Here is an 18,552-nt window from a genome sequence, read left to right on the forward strand (position 1 = left end):
CTGTCAGTCAGCCAAGGTCAAGGGCTTTCTACCGGAAGGGTCAGCCTACGATCATTTGTTTCATACGCAACGCTTCATACTCCAGCTCTTTTAGTCGGAAATGAACAACGTCACCGATTGTGATTACGCCGCGCAGTTTCCCGTCGCCAACAACGGGCATGTGGCGAAAACGTCCTTCGGTCATGGTTTTCAGGACATCATTCAACAGATCGTCTGGTGAACATGTCTTGACCTCGCGCGTCATCAGATCCTCGACGGATTGTGGCAAGGTCTGGCCGGGCGTATCAGCCATGCGCCGGACGATGTCACGTTCGGACAGAATACCCTGAAGGGTGCCGTTCTGGTCGGTCACGACCACGGCACCAATCCGCTTTTCACTGAGGGTATTCACGACCGAATGGATCGTGTCGTTTGGGCGCACCGCAAATACAGCATCCCCTTTACCCGCAAGCAATTTTGCCACCGTCGTCTGCGAGTGCGACAGATTGGATTCAACCGATTGGCTGTGCGTGCTTGTATCGGTCTTGTCGCCGCGGGTAGGGGGCTGATATGAGGTTGGGGCCATTGGCAATCTCCTCTTATTTTTGAGATGGCTTCCCTTACACCTTACCGCAGCAATGCGGCCTGTATAGGGTGCAAATGCCCAAACCGGGGAAAACTGCCGCTAAACAAGGATATCCAGCCTGTTGTCTGACCTGTACCTTACCCCGCCCGTCGCAGTGCTGATTTTCTTTGCCGTGGTCGTATGCGGGCATAACTTTAGAATGGCCTGGAAACAGCAGGCAGTTGGCTGGCAAAAGAAAGCTTGGCTATTTGGTGTGCCTGCCGGCATCGGGCTGCTTATGTTGGGCTTCCTGCCGCTAAAGCTGTGAAGTCGGTTTGACTCTGCAAGGGGCCGCTGGCATATGCCGGGCACAGTTTTCCTCTGGAGGTCTCTCGATGCGCCTTTTGCCTGTTCTGGCTGTTGCAACACTTGTTTCAGGATGTCTCTTTGACAAAGAACCCGAGGTTGTGCGCCTGTCGGGTGAGACCATGGGTACTACGTTCAACATCACCGCTATCGGCACGGATGTGGATGAGACTGCATTGGGGTCTGCCGTCGAAGAGACGTTGGCAGGCGTGAACGCCAAGATGTCCAACTGGGACCCCAACTCAGAGGTTTCGACATTTTCGGCGTCGTCCAGCACGGAACCCACCGAGGTTTCCGAAGAATTTGCGCTGGTTTTAGGTGCAGCAAATGACGTGCACGATAAATCGGGCGGCACGTTCGACGTAACGCTTGGCCCGCTGATCGAACTGTGGGGCTTTGGTCCGCGCAAGCCAGAAGATCCGGTGCCATCAGATGCCGAGATACAGGCGGCGCTGGAGAGCGTTGGGCAGGAACGCCTGCTGACGTTGAATAGAGACAACGGAACTTTGGCCAAATCAGATGCTGACGTGGGCATCAACCTGTCAGCAATCGCCAAAGGATATGGCATCGACGCGGTGGCTGCGACGCTGCGCGACGCTGGGATCGAAAACTATATGGTCGAGATCGGTGGTGATTTGGTCACCATGGGCCAGAACGACAAGGGTGAGGCTTGGCGGATCGGGATTGAAAAGCCCGAAGCGGGGGCCCAAAATCTGCAGTTGGTAGTTGAGCTGGACAACCTCGGTATGGCGACCTCTGGCGACTACAAGAATTTCTTTGAACAGGACGGCGTGCGGTATTCGCATATCATCGATCCAACAACAGGTCGTCCGATCACGCATCGCACGACCTCGGTCACGGTTCTGGCCGAAAATGCGATGATGGCGGATGCCTGGGCGACGGCAATGCTGGCGTTGGGTCAGGAAAAGGGCCTGGAACTGGCCGAAGAACATAAACTTGCCGTGTATTTCATCTCGCGGGATGTGACAGGCGGCGACGATGCCTATATTACCGTTCACAGCACTGCGTTCAAAAACGCACTGGGCACCAACTGACAAGTAGGAACCGCGATGAGCACCTTTATCATAGCTTTTTTTCTGCTTTTGATCATCGTGGTTGGCATGTCGCTGGGCGTCATGCTGATGGGCAAGACGATCAAAGGCAGCTGTGGTGGTCTGAACGCAATCTCGGGCGCGGACAAATGTGTGGTCTGCCAAAAGGATGTCGACCCGGACTCGCCCCTGCGAGATCAGTTGCAATGCAAACGTGCCAAAAAGATGCTTGAGCAGATGGAGCGTCAGGCCTGAACGCAGATTGCGCTTCGATGTAGTGATGGCAATGGCTAAATAAACCCCTGAGGCATCTTGCGGGAGGGCGCGGGTTTGGCCAAAGCTAAAAACATCCTGTTTATCATGTTCGATCAGCTGCGCTGGAATTACCTCAGCTGTTACGGGCATCCGCATTTGCACACCCCCAACATTGACCGGCTGGCTGCTGACGGAGCCCGCTTTGATCGGGCCTACATCCAGTCCCCGATTTGCGGCAGTTCGCGCATGTCGACTTATACCGGCCGCTACGTGCATTCACACGGTGCCTCATGGAATGGCATTCCGCTGAAAGTTGGTGAAATCACGATGGGGGATCACCTGCGCAAGGCAGGCATGGACTGCTGGTTGGTCGGCAAGACCCATATGCGCGCAGATGCGGAAGGCATGGAGCGGCTGGGGTTGGAGCCTGACAGTCTGATCGGCGCGCGCGTCGCGGAATGCGGGTTTGATGTATATGAACGCGATGACGGTATGCTGCCCGAAGGGCCCGACGGTTTTTATGATCCCGATGATGCGAAGGAATACAATAAGCATCTGGCTGCAAAAGGGTATGAGAGTGACAACCCCTGGCACGACTTTGCCAATTCGGGGCTGGATGAGGATGGCAATGTCCTGTCCGGCTGGTTTTTGAAGAACTCAACCGAGGCGGCCAACATAGCGGAAGAGGACAGCGAAACCCCTTATCTGACCGGACGAGGCATCAAATTCATGGATACCCATGATGGCCCGTGGTGCTGTCATCTGAGCTTTATCAAGCCGCATTGGCCATACATCGTGCCGGAACCTTATGCCTCGATGTACGGGCCGGGACATGTTCTGCCGGTTGTGCGCTCCGACGCGGAACGTCAGAATGCGCATCCGGTGCTCAAGGCGTTCATGGATACAAAAGTGGGGCAAGCGTTCTCGCGGCAGGATGTACGTGATGCGGTGATCCCGGCCTATATGGGGCTGATCAAGCAGGCCGATGACCAGATGGGGCGACTGTTTGCCTGGATGGAGAAGACCGGCCGGATGGAGGACACAATGATCGTGCTGACATCCGATCACGGCGATTTTCTGGGTGATCACTGGATGGGCGAGAAAACGTTCTTTCAGGATGCCTCGACCAAGGTGCCGCTGATCATCTACGATCCCTCGCCTGAGGCGGATGGAACGCGCGGAACCGTCAGCGATGCGCTGGTCGAATCCATCGACCTTGCTCCGACATTTGTGGATGTGGCGGGCGGTGAGATCGCAGGGCATATCCTTGAAGGGCATTCCTTGCTTCCGATCCTGTATGGGCAGCAGAACGAAACACCCCGCGATGTGGTGATTTGTGAGTACGATTACTCCGCATCACCAATTGCAGACATGCTGAATGCCTCTGTCCGGGACGCAGTAATGTTCATGGCAGCTAACAAAAAATGGAAGCTGATCCACTGCGAAGGCGGCCATCGGCCTATTCTGTTCGATCTGGAAAATGACCCTAATGAGCTTGTCGATCTGGGGGACAATGCCGATCACGCCGATGTAATTGCCAAAATGTACGACCATCTTTTCGTTTGGACACGCCGCCAGTCGCAACGCACCACGCGGTCGGAACAGCAGTTGATTGAGATGCGGAGCAAAAGCCGGGGCAGGGGGATCATGGTCGGGGTCTATGATGAAAAAGATGCGCCGCTGGACCTGACCGTCAAGTATCGCGGTCGCACGGCGCGTCCGTATACGGAATTGATAAACAAGGGTTGGGCGGCCTAAGTATTAAATCTGCACGACCGCGCACAAAATAAGGTTCAATTGCCCGAGGGCAGGCGATACAAGACCGACCAGAGCAGAAATCCGGAGAGCCGCAATGACCGCCCCCAAACCTGTCGTCCTGTGCATTCTTGATGGTTGGGGCCTGTCCGAAGACACACGGTCTAACGCGCCGTATCTTGCAAACACGCCGACCTTTGATGCGATCATGACCAATGGGCCGCACGCGACCATAGTTACACATGGCCCTGATGCCGGCTTGCCCAGCGGCCAGATGGGCAATTCCGAGGTTGGCCACACCAATATTGGCGCGGGCCGTGTTGTTGCGATGGATCTGGGGCAGATCGACCTGGCAATTGAAGACGGCAGCTTTTTCGACAGTGCCGCATTGCAGACCTTCATCGCAAAGGTGAAGGCAGCGGGTGGAACGGCGCATCTAATGGGTTTGGTCTCGGACGGTGGTGTCCACGGTCATTTGAACCACATCGTCGCTGCTGCCAAGGCGATCACCGATGCGGGCGTTCCGGTGGCGTTGCACGCCATGACGGACGGGCGCGACGTCGCTCCGAAATCGGCATTCACCTACCTATCGGAACTTGAAGATCGTTTGCCCGACGGGGCGCGTATCGTCACGGTTTGCGGTCGGTATTTTGCAATGGATCGGGACAATCGCTGGGAACGCGTCAGCGAGGCTTATGATGCGATGGTCAAAGGCCAGGGTCGGGCTGCCACAACCGCGCATGGCGCTGTGGATCACGCATATAACCAGTCTGAAACCGATGAGTTCATCGCTCCCACTGTTCTGGAAGGTTACGGCGGCATTCAGGATGGTGACGGGGTTTTCTGTTTGAATTTCCGAGCGGACCGCGCCCGTGAAATCTTGCGTGCGATTGGCGAACCGGGCTTTTCGGACTTCGATACGGGCCCGCGCCCGCAGCTTTCCGCCCTGTTGGGAATGGTCGAGTATTCCGACGGTCACAATGCCTATATGACAACCGTGTTCCCCAAGCGGAAAATCGTGAACACTTTGGGTGAGTGGGTTGCCAAGAAAGGATTGCGCCAGTTCCGTCTGGCCGAGACCGAAAAATACCCTCATGTCACGTTCTTCCTCAATGGTGGCAAGGAAACGCCCGAGGAAGGCGAAGACCGGTATATGCCAAAATCGCCCAAAGTGGCCACCTATGACCTGCAGCCCGAGATGTCTTCGGCCGAAGTGACGGCGAAATTTGTCGAGGCGATCGAGGCGGACTATGACCTGATCGTCACGAATTATGCCAACCCCGACATGGTTGGTCACACCGGCGATCTGCAAGCCGCAATCAAGGCATGTGAGGCCGTCGATCAAGGCTTGTCGCAGGTTGTCGAGGCACTGAACAAGGTCGGTGGCGCGATGATCGTCACTGCGGATCACGGCAATTGCGAGGTCATGGTTGACCCCGAAACCGGCGGGCCGCACACCGCGCATACTCTGAACCCGGTTCCCGTGGCGCTGGTCGGTGGGCCAAAAGGTGTCTCGTTGCGCAACGGCCGCCTTTCCGATCTAGCCCCGACGCTGTTGGACATGATGGGTCTTGAGCAACCGCCCGAGATGACGGGGCAGAGCCTGCTGTCATGAGGATGCGCGCGCTTATCTTTGCGATATGTCTTGCGTCGCCTGCCAGCGCGCAGAATGATCCGTCCACAGCAGCCTTGAATGCGGCGCGCATGCTGGAACAGGCCTCGATCAACCTGACTGAAGCCGACGGTGCCCGCGACCGCGTGCGTGCCCTGACCGAAACTATCCAGGCTTATGAGGCCGGGCTTTCAGCGATGCGGGACGGGTTGCGCATGGCAGCGACCCGCGAGGCACAGCTGACAGCAGAATTGCGGTCGCGGGAACAGGAGGTCGCGCAGCTGCTGGGTGTATTGCAGACCATTGAGACCACGGCACCACCCGTTCTGATGCTGCACCCGTCCGGGCCCCTTGGTTCCGCGCGGGCAGGCATGATGCTGTCCGAAGTTACTCCCGGACTGAACGCGCGCGCGCAGGCACTGGCCCATGATCTGCAAGAGGTCCAGACCCTTCGAAAACTTCAGCAAAGTGCTGCAGACACTCTGGTCGAAGGGTTAACCGGTGTGCAAAACGCGCGCACCAGCCTCAGTGAAGCCATCGCTGACCGCACGGATTTGCCCCGTCGCTTTGTCGAAGATCCGGTTCGCACGGCCATCCTGATCTCATCAACTGAGACGCTGGATGGGTTTGCCAGCGGATTGTCCGAAATCCCGGAAGGCGAAATTGCTGAAACAGACGCGGATGTCTCTGACCGTAAGGGGCGGATTGAATTGCCGACCCAAGGTGTTGTTTTGCACCGCGCGGATGAGACTGACGCGGCTGGTGTGACGCGCCCCGGTGTGGTTTTGGCCACCCGTCCTCGGGCAATTGTTACAGCGCCAACCGCGGCAACGATCCGGTATCGTGGACCATTGCTGGAGCTCGGGAACGTCATGATCCTCGAGCCGCAACCGGGCTTGTTGTTCGTGTTCGCCGGGCTGCAAGACGTTTACGGAGACATGGGCGAGGTCATCCCCGAAGGCACTCCGGTGGGTTTGATGCCGGGTGAATCGCCCGAAATCGGCGCAATTTTGTCAACAAGCGGTGATGGCACTGGAACTGACCGGTCAGAAACGCTCTATATAGAGGTAAGACAGAATAACAGCCCCGTGGACCCGGAATCATGGTTTCGGACCGACAAGGATGGATAAACGAGTATGAAGAAATTTCTGATGGCCGGTCTGGCCGGAACCGTGGCAGGTGTAATCGCAACTACACAAATCGCTGGTCCTTTGCTGGCGCAAGAAGCTGACCGCAAGGCCAGCGTGTACGAGCAATTGGATCTGTTTGGCGATATTTTCGAACGTATCCGCGCCCAGTATGTCGAAGACGTTGAGCCGGAAGAGCTGATTGAGGCGGCCATTGACGGCATGCTCACGTCGCTTGACCCGCATTCCAGCTACCTTTCACCCGATGATGCCGAGCAGATGCGCGTGCAGACACGGGGCGAATTTGGCGGATTGGGCATTGAGGTCACGCAAGAAGAAGGGTATGTCAAAGTTGTCTCGCCAATCGACGACACGCCTGCGGATGAGGCTGGTATCGAAGCAGGTGATTTCATCACTCATGTCGATGGGGAAAGCATCCTTGGCCTGACATTGGACAAGGCCGTCGATCTGATGCGTGGCCCGGTCGGGTCGGAAATCGTGATCACAGTCGTCCGCGAAGGCGAGCAAGAGCCGTTTGATATCACCATCATTCGCGACACTATCAAACTGACAGCCGTGCGTGCCCGGACCGAAGGCACCAGCGTAGTCCTACGCGTCACCACCTTCAACGATCAGACATTCCCGAACCTGCAAGAAGGCCTAAATGAGCAGATTGAGGAAGCCGGTGGTCTGGACAAGGTCAATGGTGTTGTCCTTGATCTGCGGAACAATCCCGGCGGGTTGCTGACCCAGGCGATCAAAGTTTCGGACGCATTCCTGAACGAAGGCGAGATCGTGTCCACGCGTGGTCGCGACCCAAGCGATGGTGAGCGGTTCAACGCAACGCTGGGTGATTTGGCCGAAGGCAAGCCGATTGTTGTTCTGATCAATGGCGGTTCGGCATCAGCCTCGGAAATCGTAGCTGGCGCATTGCAAGATCACCGTCGTGCGATCGTTGTCGGCACCAAGAGTTTTGGCAAAGGATCGGTGCAAACGGTCATGCCGTTGCGCGGCGATGGTGCAATGCGCCTGACGACTTCGCGCTACTACACGCCCTCGGGTCGTTCAATTCAGGCACTTGGCGTCAGTCCCGACATCATCGTTGAACAGCCGCGCCCGGCGCCGGATGCCGAGGAAGAGGAAGCCAACGCCCGCACGCGGTCCGAAGCTGATCTGCGCGGCAGCCTGAACAATGACAGCCTGAGCGAAGATGAAATCCGTCAAATCGAAGAAGATCGCGCCAAAGCCGAAGCCACGGCTGAATTGCGGGAAGAGGATTATCAGCTGGCCTACGCCATCGACATCCTCAAAGGTTTGTCGGCGTTCAACCCCAACGGACCGTCTCAGTAAGACAAACAGGGCCGCCGATACTGGCGGCCCTTTCTTCAAAGGCCGGGATCAACCCTCAACCTTGTGCAGTTTCTCTTCGTCAAGCATCATCGCCAGAACAATGCCTATCGAGACCGAAATGGCCGCAAAGACAAAGGCCATGTTCATGCCTGCATCAAATGCGGCAGCGATGGCAGATTTGACCTTTTCAGCCTCTTCCGAGCTTAGCTTTTCCATAACAGCGCGGGCTGTACCGGTCGTAAGCGTTCCACCGTTGATCGCCTTTTGATCGGTTACAGACATGTTGATCCCATCCGCAACCAGCTGTTTGCTGAGGCTGGACAGGCTGACAACATACATAATTGCGGTCGCGAAGGCGACGGAAATGGCGCCATATACCAGATGGGTCATAAAGCTCAGGCCGCCCACAAGGCCAGCGCGTTCAGGTTTGACGGCGCACACGGCTGCAGTGCCTGACGGCCCAACCGTCAGTGTTGCGCCCAGCCCGATCATCGCCATGCCAGGCAAAATCTGAAAATAGCCCAGCCCCGCCGGCAAGATGATAATGCTGAGAACGCCAGTCGTTGCGATCAAATACCCCCAGAACAGCAGGCGCTTTGGCCCGAAATCATTATAAAGAGTGCCCGAAACAATCGAACCGACGGCCAGCAGGAGTGTCAGCGGGGCAAGCCCAATCGCCGACTCAAACACAGACCAACCAAGGACCTTTTGCATGTATTGAGGGAAGTATAGCAGCCCGACAAAGGCCGCCGACACGTTGAACATGTTCAGTCCCAGCGTGATCCGAAACTCGCGGTTCTGCATCATTTGTGGCAGCAAGAGAGGCTCTTTCACGCGCTTTTCGACTTGCGGGAAAAAGAAGAACAGCGCGGCGCTGACGAAAAACAACATCAGCAGCGGGACAGACGTCCAGCCCCAGTCCGCACCGACGTCCAGCCCATAAAGCAGCAAAAGAACAGCAAGCGAGAGAATACCCATCCCGGCAAAGTCAATATGTTCGCCCTTTTTATGTTGGGTTTCACGTTCCATAAGGATCAAGGCCGTAACCATCGAAATGGTCGAGAACACAACGTTTGCCAGGAAGAAAAACCGCCAATCCCCAAAGCTGACTGCGGCACCGCTGATCAGCGGACCAAAGACATTGCCGCTGGTCACACCGGCCAGGATCATGCCCATGATCATGGCGCGGTGTTCGGGGCGCGAGACTTTGGTTGCGCCAAAAGCCAATGTGCAAGGCCAAACGCAGCCGGAGCCAATCCCCTGCAATGCGCGAGCCACAATCAGAAAGTCGAGACTGGGAGAGACAAAGCACATGACGGACGCAAACAGAAAGATTGCCAGCCCAATGATCATCATCTTGCGGTGCCCAAACATGTCCCCCATGCGCCCCCCGGCGACCATAGTCATGGCAAAAAACAAGGCGTAGATGTTCAGCACCCACTGGGTGCTGGTAATATCAGCGTCAAAACTGTTTTCGATGGCGGGGACAAGAATAAGAGCGCCGGTAAAGTCGATACCGATCCCGAACCCTGTCACCATCAGAGCGATGACCTTGACGATACTGCTGCGGTCCATTTTCGCACCCGGGTTGCTTCGGATGACATTTATGATGCACGGATTCCGCCTGAAAGATAGACAAAGGCTTGGAAACGAAGAAAACCCGGATCAGTCCGAAGGTACCTGAGACCGTCTAAACGCCCGTTTCAACAAGTCGAGTTCCGCCCGCAACAAAGCGATTTCGGTCCGCAAATCATCCGCGGTTGATGCCCCCGCAATGATTGTGAATTCACCGATCTTCTGTGATGTGTTTGCATCGGCTATTACAAAGCAATGAACCCCGTCGGCAATCGCGGTTGATGGCACTGGCACACTCAGCTCCCAACCACCATCGGTGGCGGTCATGAATACACCCTCCAGCGCCTGGCCCATATAACGGACTTCGACGTGCGGTTCAGTGTCGGCCTGCAGGTACCCGCGCCAGAGGCCGTTTTCGAACAGGGTTGGGGTCAGGGTTGGTTGTGTCATGGCCAATGCTCTCACATGTCGGCGCGGTGGTGGCGGCAAAGGGTCAGGTCCCGCAGAACTATGCGGTTCATAGCCGGATTGGTCAGAACCAGATCCAGCCAGATCTTGTCTATACGCCGTTCGTTCAGCGGCAAATTGGCAAGATCGAAATCCAGAACATTCGAACTTGTCGACAAATCAAGAGACCGTGGAACGGAATCAGTGTTTGGGCCGTGCCGAATATTCAATCGCGCGGTCACGTCCAGCGGACGCTCTGTTTCAATCTGGGCATCGACCCGCATCAGGTGCTGCCGCGTCAGACCTTGCACAGCCTCGGGCGGCAAATCCAGCGACACGGACAGGAATGACCCCGCAAAGCCAAACACTTCGACGCCAAGTCCAAAAGCGGCTAGGTCCTTTTCGTCCATGTTCCGTGCCTGTCGAACACTGATCTCGGATAGAGCGCAGTCATGGAATATCTTTACCTGTTGATCCAACTCGACCTTACGCGGGATTGAGGCGAGACCAGGCCGGGGCAAGGGACCCCGCCACAAATCAGGTCGCCAGCACCAGTCAGTACCCAGCGGCTTGGGGAATTGCTTTGATCCAATCAGGGGCAGCGTTAGTCTTTCGTTTGCTTCCCGTAGCAAACGGTCCAATTGCGCACGCAGTTTGCGCGCCTCGTCGCGCTGTTGACGCAATTGGGGGTTCGTGGCCCAGGCCGCGTCTTGAACGGCCCGTTGCCAACGCGCAATAGTTTTGCGGTGTAGATATCGTTCGAGAAGTTTGCCCATGATCCCATCGTCTGAACTTGACCTTCTTTAGTCAAAGACAACGGCGAGGATAAGGCCGAATTGGTGAAATCCGCATAAAACTATCCGACACTAACGTTGTTGTGACTGGGCGGTTTTGGTTGTGTCTGCTAAGGCCCCGATCGCCGTTCTTGCAATCATCTGGGACTGTGCGTACCGTCCGGCACCTGATTGCTTTGGATTATCCGAAAAACCGCGTACTAAATTCTTTGAGGCAAGGCCGGGGCATGGAACCCACACTATTTTCGTTCATCTGGAAACACTCGAAAAAGCAGCAGCTTGTGCTGTTGTTTCTGACGGTGTTGTCGTTTCCGTTTCTCTACGCCTCGCTTGAGCTGCCAAAACAGATCATCAACGACGCAATTGGTGCGCCCAACGATAGCGTTACACTTTTTGGGTTCACCTTCACGCAGGTCCAATATCTGCTAATCCTCTGTTTTGCATTTTTGGCCACTGTAATCGCCAGCGGCTTGATGAAGATGCGCATCAACACGATGAAGGGCATATTGGCCGAGCGTATGCTGCGCCGGCTTCGGTTCACGCTGATTCACCGCGCGATGCGATTCCCGAAATCGTATTTTGCCACCACCAGCCAAGGTGAACTTGTTTCAATGATCACCTCTGAGGCCGAACCGATGGGCGGCCTGATGGGTGATGCGATTGCCCAGCCGGTGTTCCAGTTTGGTCAGATGATGACCATTGTCACCTTTCTGTTCATGCAAAGCGTTTGGTTCGGTCTGGCCAGCATCGCGTTGATTCCGTTGCAGGCATGGCTGATCCCAAAACTGCAGCGCCAGATCAACCTGCTGAACAAGGAACGTATTCAGCAGGTCCGCCACCTCAGCTCGGAAATTGGCGAAAGCGCAGCGGGCATCAGCGATTTGCGGGCCAATGGCGGCTGGCGCTATCGGTTGGCACAATTCAGCCATCGGTTGGGAACCTTGTTCGAGATCCGGTTCAAGATCTACAACAAGAAGTTCTTTATGAAGTTCCTCAACAATCTGATCACTCAGATGACGCCGTTCCTGTTCTATTCGGTCGGTGGCTATCTGGCGATCACGGGTGAAGTGACAGTGGGTGCGTTGGTCGCGGCGCTTGGGGCATACAAGGACCTTAGCGGCCCATGGAAAGATTTGCTGACCTATTACAACCAGGTTCAGGATATGTCGTTGCGTTGGGAAATCGTGATTGAACGCTTTGCCCCGGACAACATGATCCCTGAAGAGCTATTTGTGGGTGAGCCAGAGTCCATTCCGCATCTCAGCGGCGATATCGAACTGCGCAATGTAACAGTGCGCGATGATGACGGGAAAACCATCCTTGAAGATATCGATCTGACCATCCCCAAGGGCGCCCGCGTTGCTATTCAGTCGTCAAGCGCCGCCGAGCGCGGCGCGTTGGCGCAACTGCTGACACGAGAGCTTTTGCCGATACAAGGCAGCGTCACAATTGCGGGTCACGATTTGCTAAAACTCCATCAGACGGTAATTGCGGCGCGGATCGGCTATGCCTATTCGCGACCCTATCTGTTTGACGGGACTTTAGGCGATAACCTTTTGATGCCGTTGCGAACCCATCCACAACACGAACCCGACGCAAAGAAGGCCCCAAGCCGGTGGCAGATCGAAGCGGTGCGGGCCGGGAACCCTCCGGATTCTCTGTCGGATGAGTGGATCGATCCCGGCCTGGCAGGGTTGGAAGACATCGAGGATATCCGCAACTGGTGGTTTCAGCTGGTCGAGGCGATGGGCATCGACGAGTTCATGTTCCGCCGGACATTACGTACCCAGTTCGATCCAGTGCAACATTCTGCCCTGGCGCGTGATATCGTAAATCTGCGCGATACGGTCGCGCAGAGGTTGGAAGAAAAAGACCTGGCGCGGTATGTCTATCGGTTCGAACCGGACCGCTTTAACCCGGCTGTTCCGCTGGGGGGCAACCTGCTGTTTGCCGCTCCGTCTCGCGATATCTCACCGGATATTCTGGCGGGCGATGATCGGTTCATGTGGATGCTGCGCCATCACGATCTGGATGATGATGCAATGAGCATTGCAAGCGCGGTGCTGGAAACACTGCACCAGACGTTTGGGCGGGACGGGGCAGATCACCCGCTGTTCCTTCGTCTGGGTATGGCCAAGGATATGTTCCACCGCCTGCTTGATATCGAGGATCGGCGCAAAGCCAAAGGGGATGAAGCAATCAGCGAGGGCGAGCGTGCCTTGTTGCTGACCGTTCCGTTCCTGCTGACCGCGGAACAGATCGGGCCTGATTTTCCGGACGAGTACAAAGATAAGATCTTGGCCATCCGAAGGGGGCAAGCGGAACAGCTGCGTGCCTCGATGGATGGGATGTTCGTTCCGGTCACGCCGGATGCATATATTGAACGCATGACTGTCATGGAAAATGCCCTGTTCGGGCGGGTTTCTTTGATGGCCGGGGCGCACACGGATGAAATCGAAGATGTCGTCGCCGAAGCCATGAACGAAGCTGGTCTGCGCCGCCGGGCGGCGGCCATTATCTATGACCTGCCCTCGGGTCTGGGTGGGAATAACCTGCCGACGGTATTTCAGGAACGCGCCGCATTCTCGCGCGCGGGAATCAAGCGTCCTGATGTGTTGATCCTGGACAAAGCTCTGGCCAGCCATGATTCCGAGAGTAGGCTGAGAACTCGGCTGAAACTGCGGGAATTGTTGCCGGATTCCATCATGGTCTTCATGGAGGATTACTTTGCCCATCCCGAAGCCTATGATCTGTTCGTCGAGATCAAGGATGGTCGAATTGACGGCGTCTCGCGAACCCGTCCAGAAGAAGAGGCCAGCTCAACAGATGACCTGAGCCGCAAGCTCAAGATTATCTCGTCGACCGAGCTGTTATCCGGCATTGACGGTCGCAACCAGCGCCTTCTGGCGTTTTCGGCGCAATGGTACGATGCCGCAGCCGGGCAGATCATCTTTTCCGAAGGGCAAACGCCAGATGCCGCTTATCTGTGTATTTCGGGCGAAGCCGACCTGATCTGGAATGAAGGGAACGGAACCGCGCGTACGATCTCGGTCATCGAGCCGGGGCGTCTGATCGGAGACTTGTCGATCATCACGGGTGAAATTCGGCAATTTGATTTGGTCGCGGTCAAGAATTGTTCGTTCCTGCGCATTGGGGCCGAGGAATTGCGCGCGGTTATTGAAAGTGACGCAGGTGTTGCGATGCAGCTGCTGCAGACGGTTGCCGGCTATCTGACTACGATTTCCCAAAGGCTGAACGCCGCCAATGCAACCTCATTGATCTTCGACGATGACGCGCCGAACCGGGATGTGGCCGACAATGCCTGACGCCCACCCCGGCAGATACATAGCGCATGAACGGCTGGTTGCACCTTCGCGCGCACGGCCAGAGCTGTGGCGCCTGCTGGTCGGGCTGACCATTGTTGGCGTGGTTGGCATCCTGCTGAATTTTCTACTTTTTGGATTGGTTGCGGGCCTTGGGTCCGTGGAGTGGGCTCAAGGTTTGTTGACCGGCGCATCCCCGGTTGCACTTTTGGTGCTATTGGCAAGCTTTGGCTTCATCACATTGGGCGTGTCCATCGCTGCAAAACGCCTACAACATCGAACGCTGAGCTCAATCTGTGGTCCATGGCGCGAGGGCATTGGGCAATTCTGGAGTGTTTTTAAGGCATTGCTGATCGTTGGGATCGTCGTGGCCATCTTGCCGCCATATGGCATGGGCGCAACGCTGACGCAGAATTTGGCACTGTCGACCTGGCTGTTGTTTCTGCCTTTCTCGCTTTTTGCAGTGCTGATTCAGACAAGCGCTGAAGAGGTGCTTTTTCGGGGATACATTCAGCAAAGTCTGGCAGCGCGATTCCGATCGCCGGTTATTTGGTTGGGCGTACCGTCGATTTTGTTCGCGGCAGGTCACTATGCCCCCGGCGCGGCCGGAGACAACGCGCTATTGGTTGCTGTGTGGTCTGGGATGTTTGGCCTGATGGCGGCGGATCTGACGGCACGGGCAGGGACGTTAGGGCCTGCTATCGCATTGCACCTGTTCAATAATATGGTCGCTCTGCTGTTTGTTTCCTTACCCGATGGCTTAAGTGGTCTGGCATTGTATCTGCTTCCTTACGACATGTCGGATACCGGGGCGCTGCGGCAATGGCTGTATGTGGATTTTGCTGTGATGATCGTCAGTTGGCTAACGGCGCGGGTTGCGCTCAGGCGTTGATTGCATTTCTTTCCGTAGCGTCTTATTTGACGTCAAAGCCGCACAAGCCAAGGTTCCGATATGAACTGGATTACAAACTACGTCCGCCCACGGATCAACTCGATCTTCTCGCGCCGAGAAGTGCCTGAGAATCTTTGGCACAAATGCGATGAATGCGGAACCATGCTGTTTCACCGTGAGTTGGCAGAAAACCAGAATGTCTGCACCCAGTGCGATCATCACATGGCGATCACACCGCGCGCGCGGTTCGATCATCTGTTCGATGGTGGGATCTTTACCGAGGTTGAGGTTCCCGCGCCCAAAGACGATCCGCTTCAGTTCCGCGATCAGAAGAAATACCCCGACCGGATGAAAGCCGCCCAAAAGAAAACGGGCGAGAAAGAGGCGATGTTGGTCGCCTTAGGCGAAATTGGCCGGACCCCGATTGTTGCGGCCGCGCAAGACTTTTCGTTCATGGGCGGATCCATGGGCATGTATGTCGGCAACGCGATCATCGCGGCCGCGCAAGAGGCTGTGAAACAGAAACGCCCGCTGATCCTGTTTTCCGCTGCTGGTGGCGCGCGGATGCAAGAAGGTATCCTGAGCCTGATGCAGATGCCCCGCACAACCGTGGCAGTAGAAATGCTGAAAGAGGCAAATCTGCCCTACATCGTAGTGCTGACTCACCCAACGACAGGCGGTGTGACGGCTTCATACGCGATGCTGGGTGATGTCCATATCTCGGAACCCAATGCGCTGATCTGTTTTGCCGGTCCCCGCGTGATCGAACAGACGATCCGGGAAAAGCTGCCCGAAGGCTTCCAACGCGCGGAATACCTGTTGGATCACGGCATGTTGGACCGTGTGACCAAGCGGACCGAAATGCGCGATGAGTTGATCACCATCACGCGGATGTTGATGAACCAGCCTCCGGCGGTCAAAGGCGATCTGCCTGCGCCCGAATCCGAAGATGCAGTGGCAGAAGCCCCGGCTGAAGACGCGGAAGAGAAATGACCCCTCAGACATCGGACGTCATCCTGGAAAGGATGATGGCGCTGCATCCCAAGATCATTGACCTGACCTTGGATCGTGTCTGGCGTCTGCTGGCCGCGCTGGACAATCCGCAAAACAAACTGCCGCCGGTGATCCACATCGCGGGAACCAACGGCAAGGGCTCGACCCAGGCCATGATCCGAGCGGGGCTGGAAGGGGCAGGGCTGACCGCCCATGCCTATACCTCGCCCCACCTGGCCCGGTTTCATGAGCGTATTCGTCTGGCGGGTGAACTCATTTCCGAACCGGATCTGACGGCGGTTCTGGACGAATGTTATGCCGCCAACGGTGGCGAGAACATCACGTATTTTGAGATCACGACCTGCGCGGCCCTGCTGGCTTTTGCCCGGTCCAAGGCGGACTACACGTTGCTTGAGGTCGGGTTGGGTGGCCGGTTGGATGCGACCAATGTCATTCACGACCCAGCGGTAACGGTCATCACGCCGGTTTCAATCGACCATGAGCAATTTTTGGGCGATACCTTGGGCAAGATCGCCGCAGAAAAGGCCGGCATCATCAAGCCCGGTGTTCCCTGCATCGTTGGCCCGCAACAGGATGAGGCGCTGGAGGTCATTGAATACACTGCCGCGCGTCTGGGTGCACCTTTGTTGGTGCATGGCCAACACTGGCACGTCACCGAAGAAAACGGGCGGCTCGTCTATCAGGACGAAACTGGCCTGCGCGATCTACCGCTGCCAAATCTGTTGGGCGCACATCAGTATCAAAATGCCGGTGCTGCGCTAGCGGTCTTGCGTTATCTGGATCTTGGGGAAGACGCCTATGAGGCTGCGGTGACCAAGGCTGAATGGCCAGCCCGCATGCAGCGATTGAAAACCGGCCCTCTGGTCGAACAGGCCCCCGAGGCCGAGCTCTGGCTGGATGGCGGTCACAACGCCGCCGCAGGTTTGGCATTGGCCGATCTACTGGCGAAGCTGCCTGCACGTCCAACCCATATGATCTGTGGGATGTTGAACACAAAGGACGTCACCGGGTATCTGGCTCCGCTTGCCGCGCAGGCGCAAAGCCTGACGGCAGTCTCTATCCCGGGTGAGGTCAATACGCTGAGCGCTGACGACACCGCTGAAGCCGCTTCTCGGGTTGGGCTAGCAGCGTCCACCGCCGACAGTGTGACCGAGGCCCTGAAAAACATTACCGAAAATGACCCGCAGGTGCGGGTTCTGATCTGTGGATCACTATACTTGGCCGGTAATATTCTGCGCGAGAACGGCTGACGAACGCACATCCGCACAGCTTCATCTGGCCAAAAATATCCCGGGGAGACGCGCAAAGCGCGGCGGGGGCAGCGCCCCTATTGCCCCCAATCCTGATCCTGCATTTCGCGCAGGCGCGACGCGGTGCGTTCAAACTCAAATGTGCCTTCACCTTCGACATACAGCATCTCGGGCTCTGCCGCAGCTGAACAGATCAAGCGGACTTTTCCCTCATACAGTGCATCGATCAACGTTACGAACCGTTTGGCTTCGTTAAAATTATTGCGCGACAGGCGCGGGATGTCCTCAAGCACCAGAACTTTTACCGCTTCCGCGATAGCAAGATAATCTGCCGGGCCCAGCAACCTTCCACAAAGGTCGTAAAAACTGGCCCGCGCCACGCCGTTTCGAAAAGCGGGCAGTTCTACCGCACGACCGTTGACCTGCAGGATCAGCGGGTCCGCCGCCCCCCCGGCCAGGTCATTCCAGACGCTGCGAATGCTCGCGCGTGCTTCGGGGCCTATGGGCGTAAAGTAAACAGGTGCGCCTTCCAGCCGGTTTTGGCGGTAATCCGTGGGTGAGATCAGCTCCCACACCTCAAGCTGTTCTTTGATATGTGCAATGAAAGGCAAAAATAGCTGACGGTTTAGCCCGTCCTTGTAAAGGTCATCCGGATGGCGGTTCGATGTCGTCACGACCACGGTACCACCTTCATGCAGCAGATCGAACAGACGACCAACAATCATCGCGTCCGTGATATCGGTGATTTGCATTTCGTCAAATGCCAGTACGCGCGCGGACTTGATCACCGAGGCGGCCACTGGAGCCAACGCGTCTTCCACTCCATCCTTACGGGCCTTGTGCATGCCTGCGTGGATTTCCTGCATAAAGGCGTGAAAATGCACTCGGCGGGCGGGGATGTCTGCCAAAGAGTCGACGAACATATCCATCAGCATGGATTTTCCGCGCCCGACTCCGCCCCACAGATATAAACCCTTGGGCGGCGGCGGGGCTTTTCGAAAGAACCCCCGTTTCACAGGTTCGGCCAATGCCGCCCGGATACGTTCGAAATGAGGAAGAACAGCCTCTTGCGCGTCGTCTCTGGTCAGGGTGCCGTCGGCCACCTGCGTGTCATAAAGCGATATCAAACCCGTCATGTTTTGAGGCATAGCGCCCGGTTTGCCCGTTGAAAAGCAGCCATTTCTCGGACGCATCAA

The 18,552-nt window shown here is 56.4% G+C and carries 16 protein-coding genes; 11 read left to right on the forward strand and 5 right to left on the reverse strand.

The window, feature by feature from the left end; genetic code table 11:
• Nucleotides 1-40: 40 nt before the first annotated feature.
• Entirely contained in the window at nucleotides 41-565 is a 525-nt protein-coding gene (locus tag AC2FFP_RS20525; protein WP_109311025.1) for a CBS domain-containing protein, read from the reverse strand.
• 121 nt (nucleotides 566-686) lie between these two features.
• Here AC2FFP_RS20525 and AC2FFP_RS20530 point away from each other — a divergent pair, with 121 nt between their 5' ends.
• The 7 genes from AC2FFP_RS20530 (at nucleotide 687) to AC2FFP_RS20560 (ending at nucleotide 8,061) form a co-directional block, all read left to right on the forward strand.
• Nucleotides 687-872, forward strand: coding sequence for a hypothetical protein (locus tag AC2FFP_RS20530; RefSeq protein ID WP_108859706.1), 186 nt, complete (start codon nucleotides 687-689; stop codon nucleotides 870-872).
• 67 nt (nucleotides 873-939) lie between these two features.
• Complete coding sequence (locus AC2FFP_RS20535) at nucleotides 940-1,965, forward strand: FAD:protein FMN transferase (protein WP_496770054.1); 1,026 nt, start codon at nucleotides 940-942, stop codon at nucleotides 1,963-1,965.
• 15 nt (nucleotides 1,966-1,980) lie between these two features.
• Nucleotides 1,981-2,217 carry a (Na+)-NQR maturation NqrM gene (gene nqrM / locus AC2FFP_RS20540; protein WP_058277146.1) on the forward strand — a complete coding sequence of 79 codons (237 nt, stop codon included), beginning with the start codon at nucleotides 1,981-1,983 and terminating at the stop codon, nucleotides 2,215-2,217.
• Nucleotides 2,218-2,292: 75 nt separating this feature from the next.
• Complete coding sequence (locus AC2FFP_RS20545) at nucleotides 2,293-3,975, forward strand: sulfatase-like hydrolase/transferase (protein WP_496881456.1); 1,683 nt, start codon at nucleotides 2,293-2,295, stop codon at nucleotides 3,973-3,975.
• A gap of 94 nt (nucleotides 3,976-4,069) precedes the next feature.
• Complete coding sequence (gene gpmI / locus AC2FFP_RS20550; protein WP_496844383.1) at nucleotides 4,070-5,587, forward strand: 2,3-bisphosphoglycerate-independent phosphoglycerate mutase; 1,518 nt, start codon at nucleotides 4,070-4,072, stop codon at nucleotides 5,585-5,587.
• Nucleotides 5,584-6,714, forward strand: a complete 1,131-nt coding sequence (locus tag AC2FFP_RS20555; protein WP_496770046.1) for a murein hydrolase activator EnvC family protein — start codon at nucleotides 5,584-5,586, stop codon at nucleotides 6,712-6,714. Before gpmI ends, AC2FFP_RS20555 begins: the two co-directional genes overlap by 4 nt.
• 6 nt (nucleotides 6,715-6,720) lie before the next feature.
• A complete protein-coding gene (locus AC2FFP_RS20560) occupies nucleotides 6,721-8,061 on the forward strand; it encodes a S41 family peptidase (RefSeq protein WP_496740916.1) in 1,341 nt (446 codons plus the stop codon).
• Between the two features lie 48 nt (nucleotides 8,062-8,109).
• Here AC2FFP_RS20560 and AC2FFP_RS20565 read toward each other — a convergent pair whose 3' ends face one another.
• The 3 genes from AC2FFP_RS20565 to AC2FFP_RS20575 form a co-directional block, all read right to left on the reverse strand.
• Nucleotides 8,110-9,636, reverse strand: coding sequence for an MFS transporter (locus AC2FFP_RS20565; protein ID WP_496770043.1), 1,527 nt, complete (start codon nucleotides 9,634-9,636; stop codon nucleotides 8,110-8,112).
• Between the two features lie 90 nt (nucleotides 9,637-9,726).
• Nucleotides 9,727-10,086 (reverse strand): hypothetical protein, encoded by a 360-nt coding sequence (locus AC2FFP_RS20570; RefSeq protein ID WP_496770041.1) that lies wholly within the window; start codon nucleotides 10,084-10,086, stop codon nucleotides 9,727-9,729.
• An 11-nt stretch (nucleotides 10,087-10,097) separates the two neighbouring features.
• A complete protein-coding gene (locus AC2FFP_RS20575) occupies nucleotides 10,098-10,859 on the reverse strand; it encodes a DUF6478 family protein (protein WP_496770035.1) in 762 nt (253 codons plus the stop codon).
• A 245-nt stretch (nucleotides 10,860-11,104) separates the two neighbouring features.
• On the opposite strand from AC2FFP_RS20575, the gene AC2FFP_RS20580 reads away from it, so the two are divergent.
• Genes AC2FFP_RS20580 through AC2FFP_RS20595 form a run of 4 tightly spaced genes read left to right on the forward strand, consistent with a single transcriptional unit; the run spans nucleotide 11,105 to nucleotide 17,356 of the window.
• Complete coding sequence (locus tag AC2FFP_RS20580; protein ID WP_496770034.1) at nucleotides 11,105-14,203, forward strand: ABC transporter transmembrane domain-containing protein; 3,099 nt, start codon at nucleotides 11,105-11,107, stop codon at nucleotides 14,201-14,203.
• On the forward strand, nucleotides 14,196-15,092 hold the full coding sequence (locus tag AC2FFP_RS20585; protein WP_496881457.1) for a CPBP family intramembrane glutamic endopeptidase: 897 nt from the start codon (nucleotides 14,196-14,198) through the stop codon (nucleotides 15,090-15,092). Before AC2FFP_RS20580 ends, AC2FFP_RS20585 begins: the two co-directional genes overlap by 8 nt.
• A 60-nt stretch (nucleotides 15,093-15,152) precedes the next feature.
• Nucleotides 15,153-16,085 carry an acetyl-CoA carboxylase, carboxyltransferase subunit beta gene (gene accD, locus AC2FFP_RS20590; RefSeq protein WP_496770032.1) on the forward strand — a complete coding sequence of 311 codons (933 nt, stop codon included), beginning with the start codon at nucleotides 15,153-15,155 and terminating at the stop codon, nucleotides 16,083-16,085.
• Complete coding sequence (locus tag AC2FFP_RS20595; protein WP_496770031.1) at nucleotides 16,082-17,356, forward strand: bifunctional folylpolyglutamate synthase/dihydrofolate synthase; 1,275 nt, start codon at nucleotides 16,082-16,084, stop codon at nucleotides 17,354-17,356. Before accD ends, AC2FFP_RS20595 begins: the two co-directional genes overlap by 4 nt.
• 77 nt (nucleotides 17,357-17,433) lie before the next feature.
• Here AC2FFP_RS20595 and zapE read toward each other — a convergent pair whose 3' ends face one another.
• Entirely contained in the window at nucleotides 17,434-18,492 is a 1,059-nt protein-coding gene (gene zapE, locus AC2FFP_RS20600) for a cell division protein ZapE (protein WP_496770028.1), read from the reverse strand.
• Nucleotides 18,493-18,552 lie beyond the last annotated feature (60 nt).

This window comes from Ruegeria sp. YTSC004 (assembly GCF_059609805.1).